A 15,805-nucleotide genomic window follows, 5' to 3' on the forward strand; every position below is an offset into this window, starting at 1 on the left:
GGGCACGGCCCGCACGTTGATGGGTGACGCTCCCCGTGATTCTACCGGTGCACCACGACAGAACGGGGCCAAGGACACCTTTGATTCGGTCACAGAGGCCCTGAATCGGCTGAAGATGGGTGCGGACCGCTGAAATGGGGGTTCAAATCCGCAGGTGAACGCTCATTGAGCCGCAGAACGGCCGCTGAGCGCTTGACAGGACCTCACCCGTAGGTGTCACGCGGACCGCGTCCAGGAACGTGCCTGGGGCCGTGTCGCCAGTTCGGCGCGTCCGGACCCTTGATCTTGAGCCGTTTGACGACGCCGTGACCGACACCCGCAGCAATCCGCTTGAGCAGATCGCGCTGCAGCAGGCGCAGCTGAGTGGCCCACGCCGTCGACGACGCCTGGACCGTCAGTTCCCCGTCACTGAGCGCGATCGGTTTCGCGTGCTCGGCGACGTCCTCTCCCACTAATTTTGCCCAACGGCCGAAGACCTGGCCACCCTGGAGTTGCTCGACCCAGCCGCGGTCCGCGGCGATCCGGGAGGCGATCCGGCCGAGCGGCTGGGGGTCGCGGTCGTCCGGACCCGGCCCCGACCAGCGCCGGCGCCGACGGTTGACCGGGCGGCCCTTCGACTTGCTACCGGGCACCCTGCCGCGGGCTTTCGCGCTGGCCTTCGCGGCCTCGAGAGCGGCCCGTGCGAGGTCAGACCCCTTCAGGGGTTCACCCCCAGGTGTGAGGAAACCTGTGGACAAGTCCGGATTTGTGACGGAGTTATCCACACCATCCACAGACTTGTCCCCAGATGTGTGGGCGGACACACCCGATCGAGCTACATGTGGGGCTTTTGCACCCTCAGAGTCAGGCGTCGAGTCAGACACGCCGCACCTCCCCGTCATGCACCACGAACCGAGCGCCGCTCAGCTCCTCCGGAACGTCCTCCGCCACCGCCGCGGTGATGAACACCTGCTCGGCACCAGCCGCCACCTTGGCCAGCTGCTGCCGCCGGCCGCGGTCGAGTTCGGCGAAGACATCGTCCAGCACGAGCACCGGTTCGAGGCCGTCGACACGCATGAGTTCGTACCCGCCGAGCCGCAGCGCGAGTGCGAACGACCATGACTCTCCGTGACTGGCGTAGCCCTTTGCGGGGAGCTCTCCGAGGGTGAGGTCGAGGTCGTCGCGGTGCGGGCCGACGAGGCATACGCCGCGTTCGATCTCCTGCCGCCGCACCCGGTCGAGCTCGGCCAGCAGCAGATCCTCGATGCTCTCCCGGTCTTCCGGAAGCTCGCCGACGCTCGACCGGTACGAGATGAGCGCCGGACGTGACTCCGGAGCGACCTCCGCGTACGCCGAGGTCACGTGGTCCGCCATGTCGCGGACGAGCTTCAGCCGCGCGGCCAGCAGCTCCGCGCCGTGCTTGGCGAGGTGCCCGTCCCAGACGTCGAGCGTGGACAGCTCCGCCGATCGAGAATGCTTCACCGTCTTCAACAACGCGCTGCGCTGCTTGAGGACACGGTCGTAGTCGCTGCGAACGCCGGCGAACCGCGGCGCGCGCAACACCAGCATCTCGTCGAGGAACCGCCGCCGGTCGCCCGGATCGCCGCGCACGAGAGAGAGGTCCTCCGGTGCGAACAACACGGTGCGCAGGATCCCGAGCACATCGCGCGGACGCGGCACCGGACCACGGTTGATCCGCGCCCGGTTCGCCTTGCCCGCCGTGATCTCGAGTTCCACGAGCAGCTCGCGGTCGTCGTTGACCACGGCCGCCCGCACAACGGCGCGTTGAGCACCGTGACGGATCAACGGCGCGTCCGTGGCGACGCGGTGCGAACCGAGCGTCGCTACGTACCCGATCGCCTCGACCAGGTTCGTCTTGCCCTGGCCGTTGCGCCCGATGAGCACCGAGACACCGGGCTCGAACGCCAGGTCAGCGAGCTCCCACGACCGGAAGTCGCTGACCTGGAGGTGTCTGACGTGCACTTATGCCTTCTGAACGGCGTGGCCACCGAACTGGTTGCGCAGCGCGGCCACCGCACGCATCGCGGGCGAGTCGTCCTGCCGCGACTGGAACCTCGCGAAGAGCGCGGCGGAGATCACCGGGAGCGGCACCGCGTTGTTGATGCCCTCCTCGACGGTCCACCGGCCCTCGCCGGAGTCCTCGACGTACCCGCGCAGGTCGTCGAGCTCCGGGTCGGACTCCAGCGCGCGCACCAGCAGATCGAGCAGCCACGACCGCACGACGGTGCCGCGCTGCCAGGCCGAGATCACCGCGGGCACGTTGTCCACGACGTCGGTCTTGTCGAGCAGCTCGAAGCCCTCGGCGTACGCCTGCATCAGGCCGTACTCGATGCCGTTGTGCACCATCTTCGAGTAGTGGCCGGCGCCGACCTTGCCCGCGTGCGCGAAGCCTTCCTCGCGCGGACCCTCCGGACGCAGCGCGTCGAAGATCGGCATCGCCTGCTCGACGTGCGCGGCGTCGCCACCGACCATCAGCGCGTAGCCGTTGTCGAGACCCCACACACCGCCGGACACACCGCAGTCGAGGTAGCCGATCTGCTTCTCCGCCAACAGGTCCGCGTGGATCCGGTCGTCGGTGAACTTGGAGTTGCCGCCGTCGACCACCAGGTCGCCGGGCTGCAGCAGCTCGGACAGCTCCTTCACCGTGTTACGGGTGATCTCGCCGGCGGGCACCATCACCCACACGACGCGCGGCGCTTCGAGCTTGGACACCATGTCCGCCAACGACTCCGAGTCGCTGACCTCCGGGTTGCGGTCGTAGCCGATCACCTCGTGACCGGCACGACGCACCCGCTCGCGCATGTTGAAACCCATCTTGCCGAGGCCGACGAGTCCGAGCTGCACGGTGTTCTCCCCTAAACGTTTCTGTTACCCGGTAAGGGTTTTAGCCGGGCAGGCGAACGGGCATCAGGAGGTACAGGTAGCCCGGTGCCACGTTCCCATCCTCGTCCACCGGCTTGAGCAACGCCGGTCGGCTGGGTGTGGTGAAGGACAAGTGGACTTTCTGGGTGCGGACGGCACCGAGACCGTCGAGCAGGTAGCCGGGGTTGAACGCGATCGTGACCGCGTCGCCGGTGTACTCGACCGGAAGCTCTTCCTCGGCCGAACCCTCGTCGTCGCCACCGGCGGACAGACGCAGACCGCCGTCCACGAACTCGAGGCGCACCTGCGTGCCGCGCTCGGCGACGAGCGACACGCGCTTGATCGCCTGCTGCAGCGCGTCGATGTCGATGATCGCCGCGGCCGAGTGCTCGGACGGCAGCAGCTGGCGGTACTTCGGGAAGTCGGCGTCGAGCAGGCGGGTGGTCGTGCGCTTGCCGGAACCCGCCAGACCGAGCAGACCGTCGTTCGCCGCGAGAGACATCTCGACCTTGCTGCCGGACGAGCCGAGCGTCTTGGCCGCGTCGCCGAGCGTCTTGGCCGGGACGAGCACGGCGACCTCGCCGAGCGCCTCGTCCGGCTCCCACGGGAACTCGCGCATGGCGAGCCGGAACCGGTCGGTGGCGACCAGGGTCAGCTTGCCGTCGCCGATCTCGACGCGGACGCCGGTCAGCATCGGGAGCGTGTCGTCCTTGCCGGCCGCGACGGCGACCTGACCGACCGCCTCGCCGAAGACCTCGCCCGGAAGCTCACCGATGAGCTGCGGCATGGACGGGAGCGCGGGGTAGTCCTCGACCGGCATCGTCGGGAGGCTGAACCTGGCGCTGCCACAGCTGATCATCATCCGAGCGCCGTCGACCGCGATCTCGACCGGGTGGTTCGGCAGCGCCTTGGTGATGTCGGCGAGCAGACGGCCGGAGACCAGCGCGCGGCCGCCGTCGGCGATCGTGGCCGGAACACCGACCTGGGCGGAGACCTCGTAGTCGAACCCGGAGACCGTCAGCGAATCGTCCGACTCCGCGTCGAGCAGCACGCCGCCCAGCACGGGGACCGGCGGACGGGACGGAAGGCTGCGAGCGACCCAGGCGACAGCGTCGGCCAGGCCGTCGCGTTCGACGCGGATCTTCATGAGGCGTCCTTTCCTCGACAGTCGACAAGCCCAACCACGACAACGTGCCAGTGGGGGTTAGGGAGCCTCGACCCTCGGCTACCCGAGGTGCGGAGCAACCACGTTAGAGCGTCCTGGCCCTTCCCGTCACTTCGGGGTTCGGGCACCGATCCCCGGGAACCATCCCCCGCTGTTTTGCTTTGAAGTTCTTCCTTGAAGAGATCAAACAGCAGTAACAGTAAGGGCTGTGGATTGTGTGGACTGGTGTTGAACCTGCTGGTCAGGGTGTCACCCACCATGTGGACTAAGGGGGGATGGCACCCGGGGACAGATCGGCGCACCCGGGGACAGCCAGTTGTGCACACCTCTCGATCCACAGATCGTCCACAGTTGTCCCCGGGTGCGTCCCCGGGTGCGGGGCAGTTGTACCCGGGTGTTCAACAGGCTTCCGTGGCCAGATCGTGGCCTGGGTCTCAGACTTTTCCAGTTGTCCCCACCCCTTCGAGTGCTGGGGCTGAACAGAAAGCCTTGCCGGGCGGCCGGGCACCCCTCGACTCCACCTGGGTTCGAGCGCGCGCGTACGGCCCGTGCGACTCCGTCTGCTTGTGCTTCCCGGGTGCGCCCCCCGTTGCGGGCGAACGAAAAAGGGGCCCTCCGTGTCGGAGGACCCCTTCGTTGCTACCCGGGTCGGATCAGGGAGCGTGGCGGGCGCGCTGCTTGATCCGGGACGTCAGTTCCTGCACCTGGTCGTAGATCCGCCGGCGCTCGGCCATCTCCTTGCGGATCTTCTTGTCCGCGTGCATGACCGTCGTGTGGTCGCGGCCGCCGAACGTCTGGCCGATCTTCGGCAGCGACAGGTCCGTCAGCTCGCGGCACAGGTACATGGAGATCTGCCGCGCCTGCGCGAGCGCCTTCGTCTTACCAGGGCCGCAGAGGTCGTCGATCGAGACGCCGAAGAACTCGGCGGTGACCGCCATGATCGTCGGCGCGGTGATCTCCGGCGCGTGCGAGTCGGGGATGAGGTCGCGCAGCACGATCTCGGCGAGCTGGATGTCGACCGGCTGGCGGTTGAGCGACGCGAACGCCGTGACGCGGATGAGCGCGCCCTCGAGCTCGCGGATGTTCCGCTCTATCCGGGAAGCGATGAACTCCAGCACGTCGGCCGGGGCCGCGAGCCGGTCCTGCGCCGCCTTCTTGCGGAGGATCGCGATCCGGGTCTCGAGCTCGGGCGGCTGGATGTCCGTGATCAGACCCCACTCGAACCGCGTGCGCAGACGGTCTTCCAGCGTCTCCAGCCGCTTGGGCGGCCGATCGCTCGACACCACGATCTGCTTGTTCGTGTTGTGGAGCGTGTTGAACGTGTGGAAGAACTCCTCCTGCGTACCTTCCTTGCCCTCCAGGAACTGGATGTCGTCGACGAGCAGCACGTCGATGTCCCGGTAGCGGCGCTGGAAGGCGACCTTGCGGTCGTCGCGCAGCGAGTTGATGAAGTCGTTGGTGAACTCCTCGGTCGACACGTACCGCACGCGCATGCCGGGGAACAGGCGCTGGGCGTAGTGCCCGACGGCGTGCAGCAGGTGCGTCTTGCCGAGGCCGCTCTCACCCCAGATGAAGAGCGGGTTGTACGCCCGGGCGGGAGCCTCGGCCACCGCGACCGCGGCGGCGTGCGCGAACCGGTTCGAGGCACCGATGACGAACGTGTCGAAGTTGTACTTCTCGTTCAGCCGGGTCTGCGACGGAGACGGGTTCGCGGGCCGGGTGTACGGCATGTTCCCGTTCGGCGCCGCGCCGCCCGCCGTGTTGAAGGTCGGCCAGATCTCGGTGACGGCGGCGAGCGCGTCGCCGGCTTCGTCGACCTCGTCCGTGTCGGAACCGTCCGTGTCGGCGTTTGCACTGACAGATGTGACGACCGCCTCGTCCGCGAGGACGGGCGTGTCGCCGGTGGGAATGCTCGGAACGACCGTCTGCACCGGGATCGGCGTGGTCGGCGGGCTCACCGGTTCCGGCGAGTCGACCTTCACCGCCAGGGAGACCGTGCGGCCGAGCCTGCGGGAGAGAGCCGCGGTGATCGGGTCGCGCAGAGCCCGTTCGATCGCCTCTTTCGCGAAGTCGCTCGGCGCCGCGAGCAGGGCCGTTCCGTCGAGCAGACCGATCGGCCGGGTGACCCTCATCCACGCGCGTTGCTGAGGGGACAGGTGGCTCGTGGCGAGCTCCTGCACCACCTCGGCCCACACGAGACCAAGATCGACCTGCTGGTTCGACACCTCCGCGCTCCCCTCCCCTCCACCGGAGCCAATGACTCCACACGTGGACACGGAGAATAGAGGCATCCACAGAGTTATCCACAACTGTGCACTAAACGGTGCGTTGTGATGCCGGTACGGTGGCGGCTCCCTCGCCAGCTCCGGCGTGCGCGAGGGAAGAACGGTAACAAGGCCCGCCACGCCTCACAAGACGTGGCATCTGCCACCCCGATTTGGTCGTGGCACCCGGGCGTGCGTACTCTCAGAGGAGTCTCCCGCTTGCGACGGGCGCCTTTGTCGCGCCTACGTCCACTGCTCGTTGGGGACGCCAACCAGGCTTTGTAAGCAGTGAAGCACCGGGAGAACCGACCGTGAGCAAGGGTAAGCGCACCTTCCAGCCCAACAACCGCCGCCGCGCGAAGACGCACGGCTTCCGGCTGCGCATGCGGACCCGCGCCGGCCGCGCCATTCTGGCCGCGCGCCGTAGCAAGGGCCGTGCCACGCTGTCCGCCTGACAGCGGCTGGTAAGCGCAGCGTCGTCGTGCTCCCACCGGCCGCCCGGCTCACCCGCAGCCAGGACTTCGGCCTGGTGGTCCGCCGAGGCCGCCGCGCCGGACGACCCCGGTTGGTCGTCCACGCCTTGATGCCAGACGTGCCCACCTTGGATTCGTCCAAGGTGGGCTTCGTCGTGAGCAAAACAGTCGGCAACTCGGTGGTCCGCCACCGCGTCTACCGGCGTCTGCGTCACGTGGTTCGCCCGGTCCTGGCCGACCTGCCACCGGGAACTCTGGTGGTGGTCCGGGCATTGGCACCGGCAGCAGAGGCGTCGAGCTCGGAGCTCGCCGCAGACTTTTCCTCTGCGCTGCGCAAACTCCTCACGGGCAAGGTGCCGCGATGACCACGTTGCCCGCGAAGGTCGCACTGCTGCCGGTGCACTTCTACCGGCGTTTCATCTCGCCGCTGCTGCCGCCCACATGCCGGTTCTACCCGAGCTGCAGCGCGTATGCGGTGGAGGCGCTGACCGTCCACGGCGCGCTGCGCGGAACCTGGCTGACCATCCGCCGGTTGCTGCGCTGCGGACCCTGGCACCCTGGAGGCCTGGACCCCGTTCCGCCGAGGCGGCAGGTCCCCGACGTACCCACCGAGGAGTAGCTCCGTGCTCAACTTCATCTACTACCCGGTGTCCTTCATCTTGTGGTGTTGGCACTGGGTGTTCGGCAAGGTCTTCGGTGAGTCGAGCGGCTTCGCCTGGGCGCTGGCCGTGATCTTCCTGGTCTTCACCCTCCGCGCCATCCTCTTCAAGCCGTTCGTCGGCCAGGTGCGCTCCATGCGAAAGATGCAGGAGTTCGCGCCGGAGATGCAGAAGATCAAGAAGAAGTACCCGAACGACCGCCAGCGCCAGGCCCAGGAGATGCAGAAGCTCCAGTCCGAGCACGGCGTGAACCCGCTCGGCGGCTGCCTGCCGATGCTGGTGCAGATCCCGGTGTTCATCGGTCTGTTCCACGTGCTGCGCTCGTTCAAGCCCGGCTGGGGCGAGGTCTACTTCTTCGACAAGCAGGGCGTCGACTCGTTCGTCAACGCCAAGCTCTTCGGCACCAACCTCTCGACGTTCATCACGATGCCGTCCGACCAGCTGGCCCAGTACGGCACCGAGCGCCTGAACGTCATCCTGCTGTCCGTGCCGCTGATGATCGTGGCGTCCATCGCGACCCACTTCACGTCCCGCCACTCGGTCGCCCGCCAGAACCCGGCCGCGCTGGACAACCCGCAGACGGCCATCATGAACAAGCTGACGCTCTACATCTTCCCGCTGGGCGTCCTGGTCGGTGGCTTCTTCTTCCCGGTGGCGATCCTGCTGTACTGGCTGTCCAACAACGGCTGGACGCTCGGCCAGCAGCACTTCGTCTACAAGCGCATCGACGCCGAAGAAGAAGAGAAGAAGGCCGCGGTCGTGGAAACGCGCCAGGCCCTCGCCCCGAAGCCAGGCGCCAAGCCGGTCAACCCGAAGAAGCCCGCACCGGGCGCCAAGCCCGCGAACGGCGCCAAGCGCATGCCGACCGCAGGCCCCAGCGGCACGCCGAAGAAGCCTGCTGCCGACAACACGAACGGCAGCACGCCCAACACCGAGATTCCCGGCCTGACTCCAGGCCGATCCACCAGCAAGAAGCCGGGCAGCAAGAAGCGCCGCTGATTTCGGGCGTTTGCCCCGGAGAGGAGACATCGTGTCGGAGACCTTGCAGGCGACCGACGACGTGGAGGCGTCGTCGCCGGCTGAGGCCGAAGCCGAGCCGCAGTCCCAGTCCAAGACCGAGGACCTGCTCGTCCAAGAAGGCGACATCGCAGGCGACTACCTAGAACGCCTGCTGGACCTGCTCGACTACGACGGCGACATCGACCTGGACGTGGAAAGCGGCCGCGCCATCGTCAGCATCGACGGCGGCGAGGACCTGTCCAAGCTGGTGGGCCCCCGAGGCAACGTCCTCGAATCCCTCCAAGAACTCACCCGCCTGGCCGTCCAACAAGAAACGGGAGTCCGCTCCCGCCTCATGCTGGACATCGCCCAGTGGCGAGCAGGCCGCCGAGCCGAACTGGCCGAAATGGGCCGCACCACCGCCGAAAAGGTCCTCGCCTCCGGCGAACGCGCCCGCCTGCACCCCATGACTCCCTTCGAACGCAAGGTGGTCCACGACGCCGTGGCCGCAGTAGCGGGCGTGCACAGCGAGAGCGAAGGCGAGGAGCCGCAGCGCCGGGTAATCATCTTCCCGAAGCCCTGACGGCAACCGCTGTACAACGGCCCCTGGTTCCCCGGAACCAGGGGCCGTTTGCTGTCCAGACCACGGACCAGGACCACGGAGACGAGGACGGGTACGCCAGGCAATGCCTCGATGGGGTACGCCCCGGTGTGATGCCGCGCTGGGTGAGGCGCGGATGGGTTGGCAGGACCTTGCCGCGCCGGGTTGGCAGGAGCGCATGCCCCGGTGGGCAACAATCGGCTGGGTAGCGGTGACGCACCCACGCGTCGCGATCGGGGCTTTACCTCCCGGCCCGCGCAACCACCCACGCAAGGTGACCGGCCCACGCAAGGTGACCGGCCCACGCAAGCCGCCCCCTCATCGTTTCACGTGAAACCGGCCCTCCCACCACCCAGCCAACCACTCCTCCTGCTCCCCCGTGTCCGGCACCGGCATCCCCCGAGCCTCCGAAATCACCCGCCAAGCCTCCCCAGGCGCCACCCCATCCATCCCCAACAACAACCCGGCCAACAACGAAGACCGCCCAATCCCAGCCCAGCAGTGGAACACCACATGCGCCCCGCCCCGATACATCTCATACAGCGGTTCCACGACCGCCACCGCCGAAGCCACATCAGGCACTGTCCGATCCTCAATCGGAAAGCACACGAACCGAAGCCCAGCCGCGGCAACCGCCCGCGCCTGGTCCACCAGATCGCACTCCACCCGCTCACCATCAGTCTGAGCAGACACCAACACATCGACACCGAGCCGACGCAGCCCCCGCACCTTCCCCTCCAACAACGCCCCGCCAGCCGGATGAGCCATCGTCGAAACCAGCCCAGCGCCGACAGATGGACGCGGATGAGTCACCGTGTAGATGGTCGGACGCAACTTTCCCCCAAGTTTCACGTGAAACAGCGCTCAGGATTTGGCGGAGCGCACGGTCGATCCGTCATGATGGTGCCCTGGCATTCGCCAGCTTTTCCACCGGCCGCCGGAACGTCGCCGCCGCGTGGTTTCACGTGAAACGCTCACGGACGGAGAACATGGCCGGGGAGTTGCCCGACAACGCGAAGCTCGTCTTCGGTGAGTACGTTGACCGTGCTGCCGAGTTCGTTCGACTCCTGGAGGAGTACGGCGTCGAGCGCGGACTTATTGGTCCTCGTGAGGTCGACAAGATTTGGGAACGGCACGTGCTCAACTCGGCGGTGATCGAGGAGCTGTTCCATCAGAACGAGCGCGTTGTGGATGTGGGATCGGGAGCCGGGTTGCCTGGTGTGCCGTTGGCCATCGTGCGGCCGGACCTGAGGATCACGTTGCTAGAGCCGATGGCGCGCCGCATCGCGTGGCTCGAAGAGGTGAAGGAACGGCTGAGCCTCGACAACGTCACCGTCCTCCGCGGGCGTGCGGAGGAAGGACCGATCAGGGCTCAGTTGAAGAACTGCGACGTGGCTACGGCGAGGGCTGTGGCTCCGTTGGAGAAGCTCGCGAAGTGGTGCCTGCCCCTGCTCAAGGGCGGGGGGCGGATGGTCGCGCTCAAGGGCGAGCGCGCGCAGGAAGAGTTGGACCGCGACGGCGCTGCGGTGCTCAAAGCTGGGGGCGCGAATCCCTCGGTCGTCGTCGTGGGAGCGGACGTACTTGAGGTGCCTACGACGGTGCTGATCGTCGAGCGCCAGACGCGGAGGGATCGGTGAGCGTGTACCCGGAGTTTCAAGCAGCCGATGTTCCACGTGAAACGAAGACCTCCAAACCCAAAGCCAAGCCGACCAACAACGGAGATGACAGCGCCGTGGTGTGGACCCCGATTGCAGAAGAGGCGGCTCGTGCGGCAAGCGTGCTGCACCCCGACGAGTCGTTGCTCCCCCGGCCTACCCGCCGCCGGGTGATCACGGTCGCCAACCAGAAGGGTGGCGTCGGTAAGACGACGAGCACGGTGAACCTCGCGGCGGCGCTCGCGATCCACGGGCTCAAGGTCCTCGTGATCGACCTCGACCCGCAGGGCAACGCCAGCACGGCGCTCGCGGTCGAGCACCGCAGCGGCACGCCGAGTGTCTACGAGGTGCTCATCGGCGAGATCTCCATCGCGGAGGCCGCTCAGGTCAGCCCGACGTCGCCGAACCTGTTCTGCGTGCCCGCGACGATCGACCTTGCCGGCGCCGAGATCGAGCTCGTCTCGATGGTTGCCCGCGAGTCGCGGCTGAAGGAGGCGCTCTCCCCCGAGGCGCTCGACCAGCTGCAGCCCGACTACGTCTTCATCGACTGCCCGCCGAGCCTCGGCCTGCTGACCGTCAACGCGATGGTCGCGGCCCAGGAGGTCCTCATCCCGATCCAGTGCGAGTACTACGCGCTGGAGGGGCTGAGCCAGCTGCTGCGCAACATCGAGCTCGTGCAGCAGCACCTGAACCCGGACCTCGCGATCTCGACGATCCTCCTCACGATGTACGACGGCCGCACGAAGCTCGCGGACCAGGTGACCAGTGAGGTGCGCGGCCACTTCGGCGACGTCGCCCTCAAGACCGTGATTCCGCGCAGCGTGAAGGTCTCCGAGGCACCAGGATTCGGGCAGACGGTGTTGACGTACGACCCGGGCTCGCGCGGGTCGATGAGCTACCTCGACGCCGCGAAGGAGATCGCGATCCGCGGGGCCAAGGAGGAGGGCGCATGACGGAGCAGCGCAAGGGCGGACTCGGGCGCGGCCTGGCCGCATTGATCCCGCAGGGTCCTCCGCCCGGTGCGCCCAGCACCATCCGCCCCGCCGCGGCTGGGAACGGGGCGGCCGGCAACGGGGCAGCGGCGAAAACCCAACAGCTGGCCGGTGAGGTCGCGGGTGCGGTGTATCGGGAGGTGCCGGTCACCGCGATCAAGACCAACCCCAAGCAGCCGCGCCAGGTGTTCGACCCGGACGCGATCAACGAGCTCTCGTTCTCCATCAAGGAGTTCGGGCTCATGCAGCCGATCGTGGTTCGCGAGCTCACCGCCGACACCTACGAGCTCGTCATGGGCGAGCGCCGGTGGCGGGCGACCCAGCAGGCCGGGCTCAAGACCATCCCGGCGATCGTGCGGCAGACCGCCGACGACGTGATGCTGCGCGATGCGCTGCTGGAGAACATCCACCGCGTCCAGCTCAACCCGCTCGAAGAGGCGGCGGCCTACCAGCAGCTGCTCGAGGAGTTCGGCGTCACGCACGAGGAACTCGCGGACCGCATCGGCCGCAGCCGCCCCGTCGTCACGAACACCATCCGGCTGCTGAAGCTCCCCCTCCCCGTCCAGCGACGGGTGGCGGCGGGCGTTCTCAGCGCGGGCCACGCGCGGGCGCTGCTCGGTCTCGACGACGCCGGCACGCAGGAAGACCTCGCGGCACGGATCGTCGCCGAGGGCATGTCGGTCCGCGCGACCGAAGAAGCGGTGACGATCGCGAAGAACGAGAAGCCCAAAAAGGAGAAGGCCGCCCCGCGCAAGCAGATGCACGCGCCCGGTCTGCAGGAGCTCGCCGAGCGCCTCTCGGACAACTTCGACACCCGCGTGAAGGTCGAACTCGGGCAGCGAAAGGGCCGGATCGTCGTCGAATTCGGGTCAGTTGACGATCTTGAACGCATCATCGGCATGATGAGCCCAGAAACGACAATTCGGACATCGGAGTAGGTCCATAGGATCACCCACGGGCCTTATGTCACGGTGACGATGACGCCCCGCATCCAAACGGATACGGGGCGTCACCTATGAGAAGAGATCAACGAGCGACAGCGCGCTCGATCAAACCGGCGTAAATCTCGCCCAACGACTGCCCCGCCGCCTCGACGGCCATCGGCAGAAGCGACGTCTCAGTCAGGCCCGGCGACACGTTCACTTCGAGGAAGTAGACGGACCCGTCCTCGGCCACCACCGCGTCGGTCCGCGACACGTCCCGCAGCCCGAGCAACCGGTGCGCCGCCACGGCGAGCTCCCCGACCGCCTTGGCCGAAGCAGCGTCCAGCCGAGCCGGCGCGTGGAAGTCGGTCAGCCCCGCGGTGTACCGAGCCGTGTAGTCGTACACACCGCTCTCCGGCACGATCTCGACCGCCGGCAGCGCGGTCGGACCGTCAGGACCATCGACCACCGTCACGGCCACCTCCACGCCGGAGATGAACTGCTCGGCCAGCACGGTGTCGCCGTACGCCAGGCACCCGACCATCGCCGCGGGCAGATCGGCGGCGTCACGGACCACGTGTGCGCCCAGCGCCGAGCCACCCTGATCCGGCTTCAGCATCAACGGCAGTCCCAGCGTCGAGACCATCGCGTCGAGCACCGGCTTGGCACCCAGCTCGCGGAACGTCGCGTGCGGCAGCACGACCCACTCCGGCGTCAGCAGCCCGGCACGGGCCAGCTCGGCCTTCGCAGTCGGCTTGTCCCACGCCCGGCGGCACGCCCGCGAGTCGGTGCCCACGTACGGCACCCCGAACATCTCGAGGATCGCCTGCACCGAACCGTTCTCGCCCTCGCCGCCGTGCAGCGCGACGACGACGGCATCCGGGCGGTGATCACGAAGACGCGTCAGCAACGAGGCGTCGGCGTCCCACTCCTCCACCGTCACGCCCGCCGACCGCAGGGCCGCCGACAACCGGCGACCCGAGCGGATCGAGACCTCGCGTTCGTGGGAAAGCCCACCGGACAGCACAGCGACCATGCGGTCAGCCACAGCAAAACTCCAAGGATCAGGCGGTGTCGGGCGACGGGGTCTGCGGCCCGGACAGCTGACGGCCCGGGGTCGCCCCGAAGGTCGCGTGCAGCTGCATCTCTTCCTCGATGACGTTCGCCAGGCGGCGGACGCCCTCACGGATGCGCTCAGGGGTCGGGTAGCAGTACGAGATGCGCAACTGGCGGGAGCCGAAGCCGTCCGCGTAGAACCCGGTACCGGACGCGTACGCCACGCGGGCCGTCACGGCGCGCGGCAGCATCGCCTTCGTGTCGATGCCCTCCGGCACCGTCACCCAGACGTAGAAGCCGCCGTTCGGAATGTTCCACGTGGAACCTTGCGGCATGTGCTGCTCGAGAGCGGACACCGCCGCGTCCCGGCGCTCCCGGTACGCCTCGCGGTAGGTCTTGATCTGACCCTTCCAGTCCTGGGTCGACAGGTACCGCGACACGATCATCTGGTTCAGCGTCGGCGGGCACAGGGTGGCCGACTCGGCCGCCAGCACCAGCTTCTCGCGCACCGCATGCGGCGCCAGCACCCAGCCGACCCGCAGGCCGGCGGCGAAGGTCTTCGAGAACGACCCGAGGTACACCACGTTGTCCGGGTCCATGGACCGCAGCGCCGGGTACGTCTGACCGTCGAACCCCAGCAGCCCGTACGGGTTGTCCTCCACGACCAGCACGCCGTACGAGCGGCAGATCTCCAGGATCTCGGCCCGCCGCGACACCGCCAGCGTCACACCGGCCGGGTTGTGGAAGTTCGGGATCGTGTAGAGGAACTTGACCCGCTGACCAGCACGCTTGCAGGCTTCGAGCGCCTCTCGCAGCAACGACGGCACGAGCCCGTCAGCGTCCATCGCGACGTGCACGACCTGCGCCTGGTACGCGGTGAACGACCCGAGAGCACCCACGTAGGAGGGTCCCTCGGCGATCACCACGTCACCGGGGTCGCAGAAGATCCGGGTGACCATGTCGAGGCCCATCTGCGAGCCGACGGTCACCACCACGTCGTCCGGGTGGCCGTTGATGCCTTCCAGCGCCATGACGTCGCAGATCTGCTCGCGCAGCAGCGGAACACCGTGCGCCGAGCCGTACTGCAGCGCCACCAGGCCTTCGGCGGCCACGAGATCACCGATCTCGGCCGACAGCGATTCCAGCGGCAGCGCTGCTAGGTGCGGCATACCGCCGGCCAGCGACACGACCTCGGGGCGGGACGCGACTGCGAAAAGTGCCCGGATCTCCGATGCCGTCATCCCTGCCGTGCGCGCTGCGTAGCGGCGGAGGTGGGGGTCAAGGCTTCTGGGGCCCTGCTTGGCGGGCTGTCCGGGCACAGTCATGTGGGACTCCTGATCAGGAATTGTCCCGAGCGAGTGTAACCGTCATCCCGTTCAGGGCACGCGCCTTCCGGGTTCCGTCACATTCGCCTACCCTCGTATGGGTTCACTGTGTGTGCCAAGGGGTGGAGGTCGGGGTGTCGCGACGCGTTGTGGGCGTCACGCTGGACAACCTGGAGCATCTGTCCAAGCACAGCAGGACGTGCGTCTTCTGGGAGCTCGCCCCTCACCTGCGCGAACAAGCGGAGGAATACGGCGACACCGAGTTCGAGAAGGAAGCCTGGGTCTCCAGCGTCCTGCTCGAATGGGGTTCGTGCGGTCGTCTCATCTACTGCGACGGCATTCCCGCAGGTTCGGTGTTCTACGCACCTCCGGCCGCCGTTCCGCGCAGCGCCGCCTTCCCCACGTCCCCGGTCAGCCCGGACGCGGTCCTCATGACGTCACTGGACATCCTTCCGGAGTTCCGAGGGGGAGGACTCGCGCGCGTGCTCGTGCAGGCCGTGGCGAAGGATCTGACGCGTCGTGGCGTGAAGGCCGTCGAGGCGTTCGGCGACATGCGCCCGGACGACGACGAACCCAGTTGCGTCACGCCGGCGGAGTTCCTCACGAGCGTCGGCTTCAAGACCGTGCGGCCGCACCCGCGCTGGCCCCGGTTGCGCCTGGAGCTGCGCAGCGCCATCACGTGGAAGGAGGACGTCGAGGCCGCCCTCGAACGTCTCCTCAACAGCGTCACCGTCTCGACCGCGGAACCCAGCTTCCGCCCCGTCTGACAGCAACGCGGGGGGCCCCCCCAGAAGACACGGGCAACGTTGGGGCCCCCCAGGGGGCGGGCAC

Annotated in this window: 17 protein-coding genes; 9 read left to right on the forward strand and 8 right to left on the reverse strand. The window is 67.7% G+C overall.

The genetic code is table 11. The annotated features are described in order from the left end of the window. Positions 1–203: 203 nt before the first annotated feature. From G7043_RS23080 to dnaA, 5 genes are all read right to left on the reverse strand, one after another. Complete coding sequence (locus tag G7043_RS23080; protein WP_242642573.1) at positions 204–737, reverse strand: DciA family protein; 534 nt, start codon at positions 735–737, stop codon at positions 204–206. A gap of 118 nt (positions 738–855) precedes the next feature. Continuing rightward, entirely contained in the window at positions 856–1,962 is a 1,107-nt protein-coding gene (gene recF / locus G7043_RS23085) for a DNA replication/repair protein RecF (protein WP_166048666.1), read from the reverse strand. Next, positions 1,963–2,844, reverse strand: a complete 882-nt coding sequence (gene gnd / locus G7043_RS23090) for a phosphogluconate dehydrogenase (NAD(+)-dependent, decarboxylating) (protein ID WP_166048668.1) — start codon at positions 2,842–2,844, stop codon at positions 1,963–1,965. A gap of 40 nt (positions 2,845–2,884) precedes the next feature. Beyond that, positions 2,885–4,009, reverse strand: coding sequence for a DNA polymerase III subunit beta (gene dnaN, locus G7043_RS23095; RefSeq protein WP_166048670.1), 1,125 nt, complete (start codon positions 4,007–4,009; stop codon positions 2,885–2,887). Between the two features lie 671 nt (positions 4,010–4,680). Beyond that, the gene (dnaA, locus tag G7043_RS23100) at positions 4,681–6,252 is read right to left on the reverse strand and encodes a chromosomal replication initiator protein DnaA (RefSeq protein ID WP_166048672.1); all 1,572 of its coding nucleotides are present in this window, start codon (positions 6,250–6,252) and stop codon (positions 4,681–4,683) included. A 350-nt stretch (positions 6,253–6,602) separates the two neighbouring features. Between dnaA and rpmH the strand changes: the two genes are divergently transcribed. The 5 genes from rpmH to G7043_RS23125 are packed head-to-tail and all read left to right on the forward strand — an operon-like array spanning position 6,603 to position 9,005. Beyond that, on the forward strand, positions 6,603–6,746 hold the full coding sequence (rpmH, locus tag G7043_RS23105; RefSeq protein WP_030465619.1) for a 50S ribosomal protein L34: 144 nt from the start codon (positions 6,603–6,605) through the stop codon (positions 6,744–6,746). 26 nt (positions 6,747–6,772) lie between these two features. Beyond that, the gene (rnpA, locus tag G7043_RS23110; protein WP_166048674.1) at positions 6,773–7,129 is read left to right on the forward strand and encodes a ribonuclease P protein component; all 357 of its coding nucleotides are present in this window, start codon (positions 6,773–6,775) and stop codon (positions 7,127–7,129) included. Beyond that, complete coding sequence (gene yidD / locus G7043_RS23115; RefSeq protein WP_166048676.1) at positions 7,126–7,383, forward strand: membrane protein insertion efficiency factor YidD; 258 nt, start codon at positions 7,126–7,128, stop codon at positions 7,381–7,383. Before rnpA ends, yidD begins: the two co-directional genes overlap by 4 nt. A gap of 4 nt (positions 7,384–7,387) precedes the next feature. Further along, positions 7,388–8,422, forward strand: a complete 1,035-nt coding sequence (gene yidC / locus G7043_RS23120; protein WP_166048679.1) for a membrane protein insertase YidC — start codon at positions 7,388–7,390, stop codon at positions 8,420–8,422. A gap of 31 nt (positions 8,423–8,453) precedes the next feature. Further along, on the forward strand, positions 8,454–9,005 hold the full coding sequence (locus G7043_RS23125; protein ID WP_166048681.1) for a Jag family protein: 552 nt from the start codon (positions 8,454–8,456) through the stop codon (positions 9,003–9,005). 336 nt (positions 9,006–9,341) lie between these two features. Here G7043_RS23125 and G7043_RS50415 read toward each other — a convergent pair whose 3' ends face one another. After that, positions 9,342–9,791: a protein-tyrosine phosphatase family protein gene (locus G7043_RS50415; RefSeq protein WP_390827763.1), complete on the reverse strand. Its 450-nt coding sequence runs from the start codon at positions 9,789–9,791 to the stop codon at positions 9,342–9,344. A 221-nt stretch (positions 9,792–10,012) separates the two neighbouring features. Here G7043_RS50415 and rsmG point away from each other — a divergent pair, with 221 nt between their 5' ends. From rsmG to G7043_RS23145, 3 genes are all read left to right on the forward strand, one after another. Continuing rightward, positions 10,013–10,660, forward strand: coding sequence for a 16S rRNA (guanine(527)-N(7))-methyltransferase RsmG (gene rsmG, locus G7043_RS23135; RefSeq protein WP_166049362.1), 648 nt, complete (start codon positions 10,013–10,015; stop codon positions 10,658–10,660). Between the two features lie 95 nt (positions 10,661–10,755). Beyond that, positions 10,756–11,631 carry a ParA family protein gene (locus G7043_RS23140; protein WP_086664885.1) on the forward strand — a complete coding sequence of 292 codons (876 nt, stop codon included), beginning with the start codon at positions 10,756–10,758 and terminating at the stop codon, positions 11,629–11,631. After that, complete coding sequence (locus G7043_RS23145) at positions 11,628–12,608, forward strand: ParB/RepB/Spo0J family partition protein (RefSeq protein ID WP_166048685.1); 981 nt, start codon at positions 11,628–11,630, stop codon at positions 12,606–12,608. The genes G7043_RS23140 and G7043_RS23145 overlap by 4 nt, the downstream gene beginning before the upstream one ends. Positions 12,609–12,696: 88 nt before the next feature. Here the strand turns inward: G7043_RS23145 and G7043_RS23150 are convergent, their stop codons facing one another. Together G7043_RS23150 and G7043_RS23155 are read right to left on the reverse strand one after the other, a co-directional pair. Continuing rightward, positions 12,697–13,641, reverse strand: coding sequence for a D-alanine--D-alanine ligase family protein (locus G7043_RS23150; RefSeq protein ID WP_166048687.1), 945 nt, complete (start codon positions 13,639–13,641; stop codon positions 12,697–12,699). Positions 13,642–13,657: 16 nt separating this feature from the next. Then, positions 13,658–14,974, reverse strand: a complete 1,317-nt coding sequence (locus G7043_RS23155; protein ID WP_166048689.1) for an aminotransferase-like domain-containing protein — start codon at positions 14,972–14,974, stop codon at positions 13,658–13,660. Between the two features lie 134 nt (positions 14,975–15,108). Here G7043_RS23155 and G7043_RS23160 point away from each other — a divergent pair, with 134 nt between their 5' ends. Further along, on the forward strand, positions 15,109–15,741 hold the full coding sequence (locus G7043_RS23160) for a GNAT family N-acetyltransferase (RefSeq protein ID WP_313888032.1): 633 nt from the start codon (positions 15,109–15,111) through the stop codon (positions 15,739–15,741). Positions 15,742–15,805 lie beyond the last annotated feature (64 nt).

Source organism: Lentzea alba, assembly GCF_011067745.1.
In the GTDB taxonomy this organism is placed as follows: Bacteria; Actinomycetota; Actinomycetes; order Mycobacteriales; family Pseudonocardiaceae; genus Lentzea; species Lentzea alba.

What these genes read in the sequence shown, in the direction of transcription:
- G7043_RS23145 (WP_166048685.1), top strand. Translation starts at nt 11,628, where the DNA reads ATGACGGAGCAGCGCAAGGGCGGACTCGGGCGCGGCCTGGCCGCATTG.
- G7043_RS50415 (WP_390827763.1), bottom strand. Translation starts at nt 9,791, where the DNA reads ATGGCTCATCCGGCTGGCGGGGCGTTGTTGGAGGGGAAGGTGCGGGGG.
- yidD (WP_166048676.1), top strand. Translation starts at nt 7,126, where the DNA reads ATGACCACGTTGCCCGCGAAGGTCGCACTGCTGCCGGTGCACTTCTAC.
- rsmG (WP_166049362.1), top strand. Translation starts at nt 10,013, where the DNA reads ATGGCCGGGGAGTTGCCCGACAACGCGAAGCTCGTCTTCGGTGAGTAC.
- dnaN (WP_166048670.1), bottom strand. Translation starts at nt 4,009, where the DNA reads ATGAAGATCCGCGTCGAACGCGACGGCCTGGCCGACGCTGTCGCCTGG.
- G7043_RS23155 (WP_166048689.1), bottom strand. Translation starts at nt 14,974, where the DNA reads ATGACTGTGCCCGGACAGCCCGCCAAGCAGGGCCCCAGAAGCCTTGAC.